This window comes from Gorillibacterium timonense, from assembly GCF_001457415.1.
Lineage (GTDB): Bacteria > Bacillota > Bacilli > Paenibacillales > NBRC-103111 > Gorillibacterium > Gorillibacterium timonense.
Window position 1 is genome coordinate 317,412 of the sequence record NZ_LN881721.1, and the last position, 14,402, is coordinate 331,813.

General features: G+C 53.9%; 9 protein-coding genes and 1 riboswitch. Of the genes, 7 read left to right on the plus strand and 2 right to left on the minus strand.

Annotated features, from left to right (window positions below):
- Window positions 1-59: 59 nt before the first annotated feature.
- The 3 genes from BN2684_RS03560 (at window position 60) to BN2684_RS03570 (ending at window position 5,626) form a co-directional block, all read left to right on the plus strand.
- Window positions 60-1,931, plus strand: coding sequence for a sensor histidine kinase (locus BN2684_RS03560; protein WP_058300800.1), 1,872 nt, complete (start codon window positions 60-62; stop codon window positions 1,929-1,931).
- On the plus strand, window positions 1,928-3,541 hold the full coding sequence (locus BN2684_RS03565) for a response regulator (RefSeq protein ID WP_058300801.1): 1,614 nt from the start codon (window positions 1,928-1,930) through the stop codon (window positions 3,539-3,541). Before BN2684_RS03560 ends, BN2684_RS03565 begins: the two co-directional genes overlap by 4 nt.
- 162 nt (window positions 3,542-3,703) lie before the next feature.
- Window positions 3,704-5,626 (plus strand): sensor histidine kinase, encoded by a 1,923-nt coding sequence (locus tag BN2684_RS03570; protein ID WP_058300802.1) that lies wholly within the window; start codon window positions 3,704-3,706, stop codon window positions 5,624-5,626.
- A gap of 36 nt (window positions 5,627-5,662) precedes the next feature.
- Here the strand turns inward: BN2684_RS03570 and BN2684_RS03575 are convergent, their stop codons facing one another.
- Window positions 5,663-5,914, minus strand: coding sequence for an NHLP leader peptide family RiPP precursor (locus BN2684_RS03575; RefSeq protein WP_316245499.1), 252 nt, complete (start codon window positions 5,912-5,914; stop codon window positions 5,663-5,665).
- 127 nt (window positions 5,915-6,041) lie between these two features.
- Here BN2684_RS03575 and BN2684_RS03580 point away from each other — a divergent pair, with 127 nt between their 5' ends.
- The gene (locus tag BN2684_RS03580; RefSeq protein ID WP_058300804.1) at window positions 6,042-6,983 is read left to right on the plus strand and encodes a hypothetical protein; all 942 of its coding nucleotides are present in this window, start codon (window positions 6,042-6,044) and stop codon (window positions 6,981-6,983) included.
- 86 nt (window positions 6,984-7,069) lie between these two features.
- Here BN2684_RS03580 and BN2684_RS03585 read toward each other — a convergent pair whose 3' ends face one another.
- A complete protein-coding gene (locus BN2684_RS03585) occupies window positions 7,070-7,558 on the minus strand; it encodes a glutathione peroxidase (protein ID WP_058300805.1) in 489 nt (162 codons plus the stop codon).
- Window positions 7,559-7,831: 273 nt separating this feature from the next.
- A riboswitch (cyclic di-GMP riboswitch) is annotated at window positions 7,832-7,917 on the plus strand.
- A gap of 158 nt (window positions 7,918-8,075) precedes the next feature.
- Here BN2684_RS03585 and BN2684_RS03590 point away from each other — a divergent pair.
- From BN2684_RS03590 to BN2684_RS03600, 3 genes are read left to right on the plus strand one after another with little or no spacing between them, the layout of a single operon-like run.
- Entirely contained in the window at window positions 8,076-9,788 is a 1,713-nt protein-coding gene (locus BN2684_RS03590) for a methyl-accepting chemotaxis protein (protein ID WP_234340145.1), read from the plus strand.
- 54 nt (window positions 9,789-9,842) lie between these two features.
- Window positions 9,843-13,586, plus strand: a complete 3,744-nt coding sequence (locus BN2684_RS03595) for a non-ribosomal peptide synthetase family protein (protein WP_058300807.1) — start codon at window positions 9,843-9,845, stop codon at window positions 13,584-13,586.
- Entirely contained in the window at window positions 13,583-14,383 is an 801-nt protein-coding gene (locus BN2684_RS03600; RefSeq protein WP_058300808.1) for a 4'-phosphopantetheinyl transferase family protein, read from the plus strand. The genes BN2684_RS03595 and BN2684_RS03600 overlap by 4 nt, the downstream gene beginning before the upstream one ends.
- The last annotated feature ends 19 nt before the right edge of the window (window positions 14,384-14,402 follow it).

The following is a 14,402-nucleotide window of genomic DNA, read 5'->3' on the forward strand; positions in this document are numbered from 1 at the left end:
TGTAATATATTGACCTGTCAAACCGCAGTCACATGCCGGATTCCAAAGGGGACAACGCCATGTTCAACACCAGTATCCGCCGCAAGCTCATGTCGCTGCTGCTTGCCGCTACGATCATTCCCATCGCCATATCCATGGCGTTGTCAAACTCGTACATCAAGCGGGCAGTGACGGAGAAGTCGATTACCGAGAACCAAAGCTTGCTATCCCTCGGCAAAAATAACATTCTCTCCTACATGAACTCCGTGAACCGCATCACGCTCATGGCATACAATTCCATCAACTCTCCAAGCTCTCTCTTCGCCCTCATCGAAAAAGGTCAAGCCACCCCCGATTCGGAAGCCTTCGACCGGGCTAATCAAATGGCGATCTATTCCCATATGCTGAACATGTATCAATCCATGAAGGAGATCCTGCAGATCCATCTGCAGTTTGCCGGCACCGACCGGCTTTCTTATCTGCTTTCTCGCGGCTTCTATCGAAGCGGAGTTGAAAGCGCTACATCTTGGCCGGTGGGCAAAGAGCAGGACCCGGCTCCGTTTCTCGAGGCCGCCCACCTAAACCGCCATTACGAGCTTGACTTTAACCGCCGAATTCCGGAGGCCAAGGTCATCACCTTGCGGCGCCCCATTATCCGCACGCCCAGTGACGAAGTGATCGCTTATTTGAGCCTGGATATCCGCATGACCGAGCTGGACAAGATGTGTACAGAGCTTACCCCCTCCCCCGAAGAGGAGCTTTACCTGGTCGATCGCAGCAGAGGGATCATCTGCTCTCAGAATGTTCCTGCAGGCTTAAGCGCGCTCGAGAAAGAGGAGCAGCGGAAGGGAGTCGCGGCGTCGATTGAGGCCACTTGGATGGACAGAGCTATCGCGACGGGGGAGGACAGCGGATATTATACGTGGACGGATGACAGCTTTTCTGGGATCATTCTCTTCGATACGCTAAAAACCAACTACATGGATTGGATCATCATCAAACGGCTGCCTTATTCCTATCTGCATGAGAATGCAAGGACCATCCGTCTGATCAATTCGTTCATCATCGCCGCCAGCCTCATCATCGTCGTGATCGCTACCCTGATCATCTCGGTGTCCTTTACGAAGCCGATCAAGCGGCTCATTGGACACATCAGCCGGGTTCAGACCGGCCATTTCAATGTCAGCGTTCCCGTTCAAGGCAAGGATGAGATCAGCATTTTGGCGCGGCGCTTCAACGCGATGACCGAGACGATCAACGATCTGATCAATCGCGAGTATAAGCTGGAGCTGGCCAACAAGACGAATCAGCTGAAAGCGATGCAGGCGCAGATCAATCCCCATTTTCTCAACAATGCCCTGCAGTCCATCGGCACCCTTGCCCTTCAATCGGATGCTCCCAAGGTCTATTCGCTCATCTCGGCCATGGCCCGGATGATGAGGTACAGCATGAACACGGAAGAGACTCTCGTTCCGCTCATGGCGGAGCTGGAGCATGTGAAAGCTTATCTGGAGCTGCAGCAGCAGCGGTTCTCCGAACGGCTTCAGATCGTTTATGAGATCGATCCGGAGTCGCTTTACGTGCCCGTTCCGAAGATGCTCGTGCAGCCGCTTGCGGAGAATTATTTCAAGCACGGCTACGAGCCGCAGGGAGGGGCCGGCCTGCTCAGGATCACGTCACGCATGGAAGAAGAGGCGCTTATCATTCAAGTGGAGGACGATGGAGCGGGGATGGAACGGGAGGCGCTTCAGGAGCTCATCGACCGCTTGCATGGCAAGAGGGCGGTGCTACCCGGAGATGGGGCCGAGCACATCGGACTCAACAACGTCGCCATGAGAATCCGCCTGTATTACGGCGAGGCGGCATCTCTCCATCTGACTTCCGAGAAAGGACATGGCTTCACGGTAACCATCACGATTCCACTCCAACTGAATGAGGGTGACGCTCGATGAAAGTGCTTATTGTCGATGATGAACAACATGTGCGGGAGGCGATCCGGCTGCTCGCCGATTGGAAGGAGCTGGGGATTTCCGAGATCTACGAAGCGGACAACGGGCTTCACGCCTCCGAGCTTATCGAACAAGTCCACCCGGAGATCCTCATCACGGATATGAGAATGCCGATTCAAGATGGGGTGAAGCTACTTCAGCACGCTCAGGAACAATGCCCCTCCATGCAAAAAATCGTCGTCAGCGGCCACAACGATTTCGAGTTGGTCCGCAGCACGATGAAATACGGCGGCCAAGATTATCTCCTCAAGCCGATCGACCCCGTGCAGCTGACGGAGGCGCTTCGCAAAGCGATTCAAAATTGGCACAAGGTCGATTTGGAAAGGCGAGTCAACCAGAAGCGAAGCATGGAGATCAATCAGATCAAGCCAGTCTATTGGGACAAGGTCATGTCTGGCCTCGTTGCCGATCCGCCGGAGGTTCCCTCCCGCATCCGCAGCATGCTCGCCGAGGAATTCGGCGAGGGAGTGACCGCGGAATGCCGGGTCGCCCTGCTCAGCCTGGCATCGGCGGGAGGGGCGATCCTTAGGCGGTTCCGCGACAACCGGGAGCTGTTGTTCTTTAGCCTCACCAACATCTGCAACGAATTCCTTCGGCGGGGCAATCGGGGGATCGCCTGCCGATATTGGAATAGCGATCACGAGATTCTGCTGATCGTCTGGTCGCGGACGGAGGAGCTTCCCGGTCTGCTGCACGAGATCAATAGCGGGATTCTCCAAACCTTGGGAAGCCGCCTGGACATCGGCGTCGGCAGCGCCCAACCGTTTCCGGCAGGGGCGGCGGAATCCTGGAAACAGGCCAAGAGAGCGCTGGAAGAGAGAAACATGAGAGAGAAGAATCATTGGATTCATATCGGAGAAGAGAGGCATCAACCGGCGAAGGAGCTGCACATCTCCGATTATGAAGAGAGCTTTCGCCTCGCGCTCTTGAGCGGCAGCAGGGAAGAGATCGCGAGCGCGGTGGATGACTGGCTGGCTGCCGTCGGGGGGCTGGCCATCGTCACGTGGAAGCAGGTGGAGGAATGGCGCGAGGAATGGCGATCGCTCATCCGCAGGCTTGGGCGGAGAATGGACGATTCGGTGGACGAGGAGGGCGAAGCCCTAGCGGTTCCGACCCGTCCGGCACCACTTGATCCGGACGGTTGCCTGTCCTTTCCGGAATGGGGGAAGGAGCTGCGCGAATCGCTGGAGCAGCTTGTCCGGGAGCACAACCGGGCTCACCGCGAGAAAGGAAGCATGCGCGAGATTGCCCGCTATCTCCAGGACCATTACTCCCGCGAACTCACCCTGCAGGACATCGCGAATCATTTCTATCTGAGCCGGGAGTACATCTCGCGAAGATTTAAACAGGAATTTGGTGAGAATCTGTCGGATTATCTGGGCCGAATCCGCATCGGCAAGGCGAAGCTGCTGCTCCAGAATCCGCATCTGCGGATCGCGCAAATCGCGGAAATGGTCGGTTATCCGGACGAGAAATATTTCAGTAAAGTATTTAAGAAGCTAGAGGGAAAGTCGCCGGGCGAATACCGCAAAAGCTGCGGGGAAGGCTTGTAAATCGGCAATGCCTGCAGCGAATTTCCCTTGCTATTTGGAAATAAGGATAAGATAAAGGTTGGCGCAATTAAAAAAATTATCCAATTGGGACGTGAGGAGTGTGCTATACTAGCGTTGTGGCAAATTATAGGACAATTAGGAACAATATGACGGAGTGAACTCATGAGCAAAAAGCGTTGGTTAACCTTGCGAGTTTTGTGCATCTTCGTTTTCCTGATCGGTACATTTGGGTGGAGTTCAAAAAGCTTAGCTGCGTCGACCGCTCCGCTCGGAAGCATTGATGAATGGCGGATGAAATGGGGAGGCGCGGCTGGCGATAATGATCAACTTATCCCTTCGGCTAGTGATCCGGGATGGATGACGATTCGAGCCGGAGAGGCTAAACTCGATAGACCGGCCTCTGAGACTACCGCATGGGTTCAACTAAAGCTGCCCGAGTTAAACGGACAAGTCAGTCTCCTTAAAATAAAGAAGCTTTTTGCCCTGAATGTGAAAGTGTACAAGGAGCAGCAGCTTGTTTTCGAATCAAACCGGAATTATCTCTATGACAAAAATAATATTTCGCTCCCCCTCTATCCGGAGGACTCCGGCAAGACTCTCTCGATCTGGATGGAAACCACCCCCGCTTTTAAAATGCTGGGACTCTTTGATAAGGCTGTCGTGTATCCATATACCGAGACTCCAGATAAGAGCTTCACCCTCCTTCATGAGAATGAACTCATGAGCGGAGGACTCTTTTTTGCAGCCCTGGCGATTCTCATCTGCGGAATGCTTCAGGGAGCTTACTACCGTACTATTTGGTTGTCTCTCGGCATCATTATCGTATGTACAGGAGGAATCATTCTTTCTGAATCGCTCCTGTCCGTCTTCAATTCAGCTAATGGAAGTCTCCTAATCTTTATTTATGATCTTTCCATGGCTATTGGTTTGTTGATGCTTACCGTATTCTTCGAAAAGATATTTGGCCCGGGGAGATTTCATCTCATCCGGAGATTCCGAATCTTTCAAACCTTCTATTCCGCTCTCTGCATCCTGTTGAGCTTTCTAACCGCCTTCGTCGGACTTCGCTTCGCGCTCGTCAGCGCGTTATTTACGAGCACATGGCTCGGATATATCATGATGGTGCAATTCATCTTATTGCTGAGCAGCGCGATTATTTACGCGACAAGGGGGCATAAGGAAGCGATCATTTTCACCCTGGGCTTTTCCATATTCGCCGTGGTGGGCCTGTTGGAGCTGGTTTGGTATTACTTCGATCAGGGCCATTACGAGATTCATCTGTGGAAGTGGGGGCTGTTTGCCTTCATCATCGCTTTGATGGTCATTGTGGGCAGAACCGTTGCCTTGAACTACCGACAGCTGGTGAAGTACTCCAAGCAGCTCGAGATGTTCAATAACGAGCTGCAGCGCTCCGAGAAGATGGATATCATCAGCGAGTTGGCCGCTTCCGTCGCTCATGAGGTGCGGAATCCGCTGCAGGTGACCCGGGGATTCCTCCAATTGCTGGACGGCAAGTATTCCAGTCCGACCGATACGACCTATGTGAAGCTGGCTCTCAACGAGCTTGACCGGGCTTCCGGAATCATAACCGATTTTCTGACCTTTGCGAAGCCGGGGATCGAGGACGTCGTGACGTTGAATCTCGCTCACGAATTCGAGCAGGTAGAGAACATCTTGCAGCCTTTGGCTCACTTGCAAGGCGGTCGGTTGAATATCGCGATTCCTGCTGACCTGTTCACAAAAGGAAACCCGCCGAAATTCAAGCAGGCCATCGTCAATATCGTCAAGAACAGCATCGAGGCGTTTCGTGAAGAAGGGCATGTGGACATCACGGCTTATACCAGCGGGGATGATGTCGTCTTAAGCATCAAGGACAACGGGGAAGGGATGGAGGGCTCCGAGATTGCCCGGCTCGGAGAACCGTATTTCTCCAACAAGACCAAAGGAACCGGCCTAGGTCTCATGGTTACGTTTCGCATCATTGAGGCGATGAAGGGGACGCTCCAATTCAAGAGCCAAAAAGGAAAGGGAACAGAGGTGCTGATCCGCGTCCCGAGGGCTGCGAATCCCACCACTGCTCCCTAAAGTCTACCATCATAGATTTGATTGCGAATGCAGGGCTTACGGCCAAATGATCTGAGGCTTAACCTCGGTATCCAACACCGCGGCGGGGCTTGCTGGAAGAACGAAGACCCATTCATCCGAGCTTTCTTCCACTGTCTTGAGCTTCAGGTGGCTGGGAAGCGAAATGCCGAGAGCTTCCTGAATGGCGGCTTTAGGATCAGACAACAGCTTTTGCCTAAAATCTGGATCTTTCCAAGCCCGTTGGACCACTTGCGACTGCAATGCGACTTGAGTTGACAATGGAATCACCCTTTCAACAAAATTTGGTGTTTCTGTTAAAAATATAGCACGAAAAACCTGGATATTCCAGGAATTTTTTTTCGAGGCTGCGAGTATTCATAGGATTAATTTCATTTCTTTGAGGAGCGGACCAAGAATGGAGCAGGATCTACAATTTTCGGCCGAAATCGGAGAGATGTTTGCCCGGTGCCGCAAACGGATCGAAGCCTTTCCTGAGCAGCTGCGGGGCCAAGGGCTGTCCTATTTGTACCGATCAAATCCGCTCGTGAGCGAGGAGGGAGGGAAGAACCGGATCTGTTACCTCCTGCCGTTCTGGATGGAGGATCAGTGCGGGCTCGGCATGGAAACCTGCCGGGAGATGGCGGCGGGCAATATCTTTCTCATGCTCTACTATTTCATCCAAGATGATATCATGGACACGGCCGACCCTTCGGCGGGCGGGAAGCTGCCAATCGCGAACCTCTATCACGGCGAATTCCTGCGCTTTTATTCCCAGCTCTTTCCGGTGGATTCTCCCTTTTGGGAGTTCTATCGAACCTATGTGGCAGAATGGGCCGTCAGCGTGTCGCGGGAAGGACTGGATGATACCTTCATCGGAGATCCGCTAAGGATCGCCGGGAAGTCTGCTCCTTTAAAGCTTTGCAGTACAGGGGCTTTGCTTCTTGCGGGGCAGGACAGCCAAATCCCCCGGGTATCTGCCCTGCTTGAGAGCGCTTTGGCAGCGCTGCAGATGGCGGATGATTGGGCGGATTGGGAGTCCGATTTAGCGGATGGCAGCTACAACAGCCTGCTCGATCTTCTGCGCTCCCACAGAGGGGTAGCTTCCGATGCGGTGCTGACGCAAGAGGAGATGAGAGACTTTCTCTATGTGGAGGACGGCTTGAACCTCTACAGCTTGATAGCGGTTAAGTTGGTCGAGGAAACCGATTATTCCGGACTTGAGCTTCCCTGTCTAAAGGCCTTTCACGAGTCGATTGTGAACAATTTGCGGCAGGGGGCAATCGAAATTGAATCCGCCAAAAGGCAGTTGGAGCAAGGCGGGCTCCATTATTGGCTCAGTCGTTCTCCGTCGCTGTAAAGGAGAAGGAGAGCAGCCCAAAAGAGACATTTCTCTTCTCAATCAGATGGAGAAATGTCTCTTTTCGTGTGTGGGGACTGACAGGGTCACCGCGAGGGAGAAAGCACCTTGAGAAGGGAGCTTTCGATCTTCGCCGGTGTATCCTTCGGAGCGAACCGGTGAACGATACGCTCTTCCCGGTCAATGAGGAATTTCGTGAAATTCCACTTGATCGCGCGGGAGCCGAATAGCCCGGGGGCCTGTTCCGTCAAATACTTAAACAAGGGATGAGCATCGGAGCCATTCACGTCGATCTTGGCAAAGAGAGGGAAAGTCACTCCGTGATTGATTTCGCAAGCTTGGGCAATTTCGCTGTCCTCCGCAAGCTCCTGGTTGAGAAACTGGTCGCTTGGAAAGCCGAGCACCGAGAAGCCCTGATCGCGGTACTCTTGATAGAGCTTCTCCAGCCCTTTGAACTGGGGGGCCAAGCCGCACTTGGTCGCGGTGTTAACGATGAGCAGAACCTGCCCTTTATAAGGGGAAAGCGTCGTGTTCTCCCCTCGGATTGTTTTCACCTCATAATCGTAGAGACTCATGGAACCATGTCCTCCTATGTGGGTGCTGAATTCGGCACGAATATTTTATCTAATTGTATTGTATACAACTTAAACGTAGTTGTCAAAGCAGGAAATTTGCCATATCCGGTGTGCTCCTATTGAACTAGACTTAACATGATTAAAAAGTCTCGCGCAAGAGACCATTTGTGGAAAAAATAGCAAGGGGGCTAGTTTTACGAGGAAAAACGTGGTAAATTAGTCCAAGTGAGAAAATTAAGTGATTAACCGGTAGACCCACATTTTGGTGGCCAATTGAATACTCGGCAAAACTATCGAAAGGTAGTGACGCAAAGCTATAGGGACTACTTCCTTTATGGAAATGTCAGCCAGTTGCAATCTTTTCACGCAAATTGGTGAACTATGGCTTTTTGGCCCTCTGGTTCACTTTTTTTTGCTCAAAATTGCTGCTAGAAGGGGTATTAACATGGGGAATTCGAATCGTTTTATTAAACGGGTTCAACAAGCAGGGAGAGCACGGACCATAGCGGGAAAGAGCATGTTGATCACGAGTTTGTTCATCTTTGTAACGGGCATCGTTCTTATCTCCTACAGCTATCTCCTGCAAGGAAATGTCATGATGAAGCAACTGGAGTCCGAGTCCCAAAAGACGATGGAAGCCTTTGTGAAATCCGTATCACCCGAGGATGTGGCGAGCGCGAAGAACACTCCTGACCCGAGCGCCCCGGTACAAAAGAAGCTGACCCAACTGTTTGACCAATTATCCGCCACCCATCCCAACATCGCTCAAGGCTATATTTTCGGAGCGGATTTGGATGACTCCAATAAAAGCGGGACCTCGATGATCTCCTTCCCAACCGCGCTTCTCGACGCATTCGCCACCGAAAACATGAAGCTTGGCGACATGTACGAGCAGCCCAAGATCCATGCGGACGGCGTTCGCGAGATGCAACGAACGAAGAAGCTCAGCTTCACCAAAATCTACAAAGACAGCTTCGGCTCATGGTTGACGGTGCTCTATCCCTATCAGAACGAGAAAGGCGAAGTCTATGCTTACGTGGGGATGGACGTGGACGCCAGTCTCGTGCTTAGCGGCAAAAGAGAGTTGCTGGTCAAAACCTCGATCGCGCTCCTCGTGACCTTATTGGTTGTGATCGCGCTTCAATACCTGGCCAACCGGAGAACCTTCGCTCCCGTCAAGGATCTGATGCGGGCGCTTGAACGGCTGAGCACCGGAGACTTTTATGTCCGTCTGCGGGAAAGCGGTGACGAGCTCGGGCAGGTGAACGCTCGGTTTAATCAAACGGTGGAACACATCGGCAACCTGGTCACCACGATCAAGGGAGTATCCATCGAGTCGGCCAATCAGTCACAGCAGATGTTCTCGACGGTCGAGATGGGAAATAAAAGCACAGGTGAATTGACAACTCACATTGAGCAGATGATGGACCGAATCAGCCAGCAGAGCGTCGCGATCACCGAGAGCGCCACCTCCCTCGAGGAGATCGCGACGGGTGTCCAGACGATTGCAGGCAATACGTCCCAATTGTCGGAAACCTCTACGCAGATGATGCTCCAATCCGAGAAGGGCAACCACAATGTGGAACAGGTGATCGAGCAGATGAACTCCATCCATGATTCCGTCAAAAGCTCGGTGGTGCTGATGGAAAAGCTTCAACGCCGTTCCGAGGAAATTGGAGAAATCGTTCAGGTGATCACGCAGATTTCGGCTCAGACCAGCTTGTTGTCGCTGAATGCGAGCATAGAGGCCGCACGGGCAGGCGAGAACGGAAGAGGCTTCGCCGTCGTCGCCAATGAAGTGAAGAAGCTGTCGGAGGAATCGAAGAAGTCCGCCGAACAGATCGTGGAACTCGTCGCCCACATTCGGAAGGAAACCAAGCAGGCGGTAGAATCCATTGTAGAGGGCGAACGAAACGTCGAAAGCGGCATGGAAATCGTCAAGGAGACGGGGGTCCTCTTCAACGAAATTTTGGCGGCAACCGATCAGGTAACGACCCAAGCCCAGGAGGTTTCCGCCGCTACGGAGGAGATGGTCGCCGTGACCGAGCAAATTTCCGCATCGTTCCAGGAGCTATCCGGACTCGCCGATCAGAATGCGTCTCTCTCGGATGATATGAAGGGACAGGCCTATGAACAGCAGGAGGCCTTTGCACAGATCGTGGATTCGGCCGATCATTTGAATCGCATTTCCGATCAATTAAAAGACTTAGTCAAGGATTTGGCTGTATAGAGACGGTTCCCGCAACAGGAAAACAGACTTAACTTTTATGAGGGATGTGTGGTTATGAAGGCGATTCTGGCAAATGGGGAAGAAAACAGACTGCGATGGCTTCAAGAGCTGGCGGAGCCGGTGCCCCAATTGGGTCTGCCGGCAGATAACCCGGAGCGGCAAGCGGGGGTCCAGACAGCGAGCGCAATCCTGAACCTTCATGCCGATGATTCGGAGGTCGTTGGGTTCCTACGTCTGCGCAACCGGGGCGGAGAAATGGCAAGTGTTTTAACCCTCTATATGAGCTTTCTTCACCGCATGACCTTGGAAAGCGATCTGCTGATCGGTCTCCAAAGGGAGAACGGCTCACTCGTCCCCCTGCGTGTCGTATGCGACAAAGAGACTACCTTCTCGGCTCTGTTCCGCCAGATTCGTGACAAGTTGCTGTGGATGGAGCGGGATGTTCCTGGAGGGAAGATGGGAACGGAAGAGTTGCCGGATGTGGCCTATTCCATGTTATATGGAACCAGTGGTCTGCCGGGAGAGAACGGAGTGCGGTTCTCGATCGAACGTGACGGCGACGCTTGGGCGTTGACTCTCGCCTATTACCCGGAACGGTTTACAGAGGCGACCATCCAACGGTTTTTACATTATATGAGGAGACTCGCTCGCGTCGGCCTGGCCGATCCGGGCCGGGTAGTCGCGAGTGCGGACATTCTCACGCTCGAAGACCGGTGGGCCTATTCTCGCCTGAATGACACGGCTGCCCCTGCCTCTGAAGAGATAACCATCACGGAATGGTTTTCTCGGACGGCATACCGGTACGGCAGCAAGATTGCCCTCTCGTGCGGTGGAGACTTTCTGACCTATCGGGAGCTTCACGAGCAATCCAACCAGATTGCCAGCTATCTCCGGAACGAAGGATTGAAGCCAGGAGAGCCCGTCGCCCTTTATATGGAGAGAAGCATTCAATCGGTGGTTTCCCTTTTGGGGGTGCTGAAGGCGGGCGGGGCTTATGTCCCCGTCGATCCGAGCCACCCCGCTGACCGCAATGCCTATATCATCAGAGACACGAAAGCGAGATTCGCCCTCAGCAGTCCAGCTCTTACTACACGGCTGGAAGGGCTTTTCGCCGGACCGTCGTCCACAAAGCTGCGCATCCTCAATCCGGAAGATGCCACTCTTGATCAATCGGTGGAGGCGTTGGAGGAGCTTGCCCATCCGGATGCTCTTGCCTATCTCATCTACACCTCCGGTTCAACGGGCACGCCAAAAGGCGCCATGATCACGCATCAGGCAGTGGTTAACCTGGTTACGGGCATCCGCCGCCTGTTGAATTGGAGCGAGGATGACATCATCGCTCAGTACTCGACCTTCAGCTTCGACGCATCGGTCTTCGACTTGTTCGGAGCTTTGCTGCTCGGAGCGCATCTGCACCTCCTTGAAGACGAAGAACGGTTCTCGGTGGAATCGTTCACCGCCGCTATCGCAGGTGCTCAGGCGACGCAGATCGGCATTCTTCCTCCGGTCTTCTTCAGCCGGCTGGCCGCTCATCTGCCGAAGGAAGCGGCGGATCGGTACAGCACGGTGAAGAATCTGCTGCTTGGCGGAGAAGCTCTGCAGGGCCAATCGGTCCGCCTGTTTCAACAGAAGGTGGGGCTTGAGACGGCGATTGTCAATGTATACGGTCCGACCGAATGCACTTCTGTGACGACGACCCATACGGTCGATTATCCGCTCCCAGAGAATGTGGCGATCGTTTCAATCGGCAAGCCGATGGCCAATTACCGGGTCTACATTGTCAATGAGCTGAACCGGCTTTGCCCGCCGGGCGTAACGGGTGAGTTGATCATCGAATCTCCGGGTGTGGGTCTCGGGTATCTGAACCAGCCCGAGAAGACGAGGGAGGCGTTCATTCCCGACCCATTCCGGCCATCCTCGGGCAAGAGATTTTACCGGACCGGAGACTTGGCCAAGCTCTGCCCCGATGGCGAGCTCGAGTATGCCGGACGCCGCGACAATCAGGTGAAGATTCGCGGCTATCGCATTGAGATCGGCGAGATCGAGGATCATCTCGCGAAGCACGTAGCGCTCGGCGATGTAGCCGTCGTTGCGATGCCCGACACGGATGGAAGCAAGATGCTCACCGCCTTCTATACGCTCAAGACCGAGAAGCGCGTGACGAAATCGGAACTCGTCTCTTATTTGGAGCAGAAGCTGCCTTCCTATATGATCCCCAAGCATTTCCGGCAGCTGCCCGATTTCCCTCTCTCTCCAAACCGGAAGATCGACCGGAAGGCGCTCGTTCAGCTTGGGCCCGGAGAAGATGACGACCTTCGGGAAGACTTTACGGCTCCGCGGACAGCCCTTGAAACCGAGGTGGCGGCTGCATGGGGGCAGGCGCTTGGACTCCACCGAGTGGGACTTCAGGACAACTTTTTTACCATCGGCGGCTACTCGCTCAAAATTCTCGAGACCCTGGTGCTTATGAAGCCGAGATATCCTCAATTGAAGATCGCCGACTTCTTCGCTTATCCTACCGTAGAAGAGATGGCGGAGCGGATTCTTGCCTTGAAAGAGACAGGTACAGGAGAAACGGCGGAAGTGTTGTCGGAGCAAAGGATCGGAGAACTGGCGGAGTACCCTTCCGTCTTCGGGAAGACGGATTTTCCGCCGCTTGCGACGGCTCACCCGCATGTCTTCCTGACCGGGGCGACCGGTTACCTCGGTTCACGCTTGCTGAACGACCTCCTGATGAGGCCCGAAGTATCTGTCACCTGTCTAGTGCGCAAGCGGGGAGATCAACCCGTGTTCGACCGGCTCGCCGACAGCATGGAAGATTATTTCGGCCACGAAATCCGGGCGATGATGGCGAAACGCGTTACTGCGGTGGAAGGCGACATGGAGAAAGAGGGACTCGGCTTAAGCGAGGATGACCACAAGCGGTTGATCGAATCCGTCGATCTCATCCTGCACTGCGGGGCTGAGGTGCGGCACTTCGGCAGCGAGGAGCATTTTGCCCGCACCAACGTCGACAGCACCCGCCGCTTGCTCGAGTTAGCCGCCTGCAGAGAGGGCATCCGGTTCCACTTCATCTCGACGATGGGGATTCCGGAGGAGTTGGCCCTCGCGGGGAAATGGGAGGATTTCGTCTCCTCTGGCGATTACGACTACAGTGCGGCTGTTGAAAATGTCTACACCAACAGCAAGTTGGAAGCGGAAAAGCTCGTCATCCGGGCGGGAGAATCGGGAGCAATCCCGGTCGCCGTGTATCGGGTCGGCAACCTATGCTGCGATTCCGTGACCGGCCGTTTCCAGCGGAACATTGACGGGAATGCCTTTTACCGCATGCTGAAAGCCATGCTGCTGCTTAAGAAAGCCCCGAAGGTGCAGTGGGAGGTCGACCTTACCCCGATCGATTATGCCGGTTGGTCCATCACGGAGCTTGCTCTGCAGCCCGATAGCACAGGTCGTCTATTCCACATTTGCAATCCACATACGATTTCTTACGAGGATCTGGTTGAGCTGTTCCGCGAAGAAGGCTATTCCATTGAATGGATGGACAACGCCGATTATGAGAAATGGCTTTTGGATCCGACCGTTGAGAAGGACCGTGCGGGAACCGAACTCGCGATGGTCCATCTGGAAGGTGACGGCGCCAAGCAGCTTTCCTACCGGTACGCTTGTCCAAATACCGTTTCTCGGCTTTCAGGGGGGAAAGGGGCTTGTCCCATTCCTGACAAAACGTATATCCACCGCTTGATCGAGCATGCCGTGAGCAGCTGCTATTTTCCTAAAGGAGGCCTTGATCCACAATGAAGTCCTGCTTGGTCGCGGTATCACTGGATAACTGGACGATAGAAAATGAAGGGCTGCTCTCGCTCTTATCGGAGCAGGAAGTGAGGGCGCTCCGTCTGCACGGCACCAAGCGGGAGCTGCTCTCTTCTCTGGTCGGGTATACCCTCGCCAAGTCCCTGATCCGCTTTCGGTATCATGCGGAAGGAGAGCTTAAACGTGAGCGAGGAGGGAAACCGTACCTAGACTCTCCGGATTGGGAGGGAGACTTCTCCATGTCTCACTCGGAGAACCTCGTTGTCTGTGCCATAACGCCCACCGGCAAGATTGGGGTCGACGTGGAGAAGGCTCGTCCCGTGATGAACGAGCTCATCCGGGAATGCCTCTCGGAGCAGGAACGAAAGCAATGGATGGACGCTTCGAATGATGAAGAGCGAAAGGCGTTGTTTTTCCGGTTTTGGACCTTAAAGGAAGCCTACCTGAAATTCACCGGAGCCGGGTTGATCGGCGCGAGCTTACCGGAGCTGGATTTTGCCGGGAAAGCCCAGACACAGGCGGTCTCTGCACCGGACGCGCGAGAGGACGGATCTTACCCCGTATTGCTGCATAACGAGAAAGAGCAGGACGAAGTAAAGTTCTGCCACTTTGAGCTCGCCGGCGGATATTCCCTTGCCTCTTGCGGGGATGAGCGGTTCTCTGCTCCTGAGTGGCTGTCTTCGCCGCGGCTTCTGCCCAGCAAGCCCATCCATGCAAGCAGAAAGCTCGTAAGAGAAACCGGTTTTCGCAAAGTGCCTGGCCTTTGGTCCAGTTTCTTTTCTTGACTTAAGATGGATGACGAAT

Bases quoted from the DNA above. Each gene is read 5' to 3' on its own strand.
- BN2684_RS03560 (WP_058300800.1), top strand. From the start codon at position 60: ATGTTCAACACCAGTATCCGCCGCAAGCTCATGTCGCTGCTGCTTGCC.
- BN2684_RS03565 (WP_058300801.1), top strand. From the start codon at position 1,928: ATGAAAGTGCTTATTGTCGATGATGAACAACATGTGCGGGAGGCGATC.
- BN2684_RS03570 (WP_058300802.1), top strand. From the start codon at position 3,704: ATGAGCAAAAAGCGTTGGTTAACCTTGCGAGTTTTGTGCATCTTCGTT.
- BN2684_RS03580 (WP_058300804.1), top strand. From the start codon at position 6,042: ATGGAGCAGGATCTACAATTTTCGGCCGAAATCGGAGAGATGTTTGCC.
- BN2684_RS03585 (WP_058300805.1), bottom strand. From the start codon at position 7,558: ATGAGTCTCTACGATTATGAGGTGAAAACAATCCGAGGGGAGAACACG.
- BN2684_RS03590 (WP_234340145.1), top strand. From the start codon at position 8,076: ATGTTGATCACGAGTTTGTTCATCTTTGTAACGGGCATCGTTCTTATC.
- BN2684_RS03595 (WP_058300807.1), top strand. From the start codon at position 9,843: ATGAAGGCGATTCTGGCAAATGGGGAAGAAAACAGACTGCGATGGCTT.
- BN2684_RS03600 (WP_058300808.1), top strand. From the start codon at position 13,583: ATGAAGTCCTGCTTGGTCGCGGTATCACTGGATAACTGGACGATAGAA.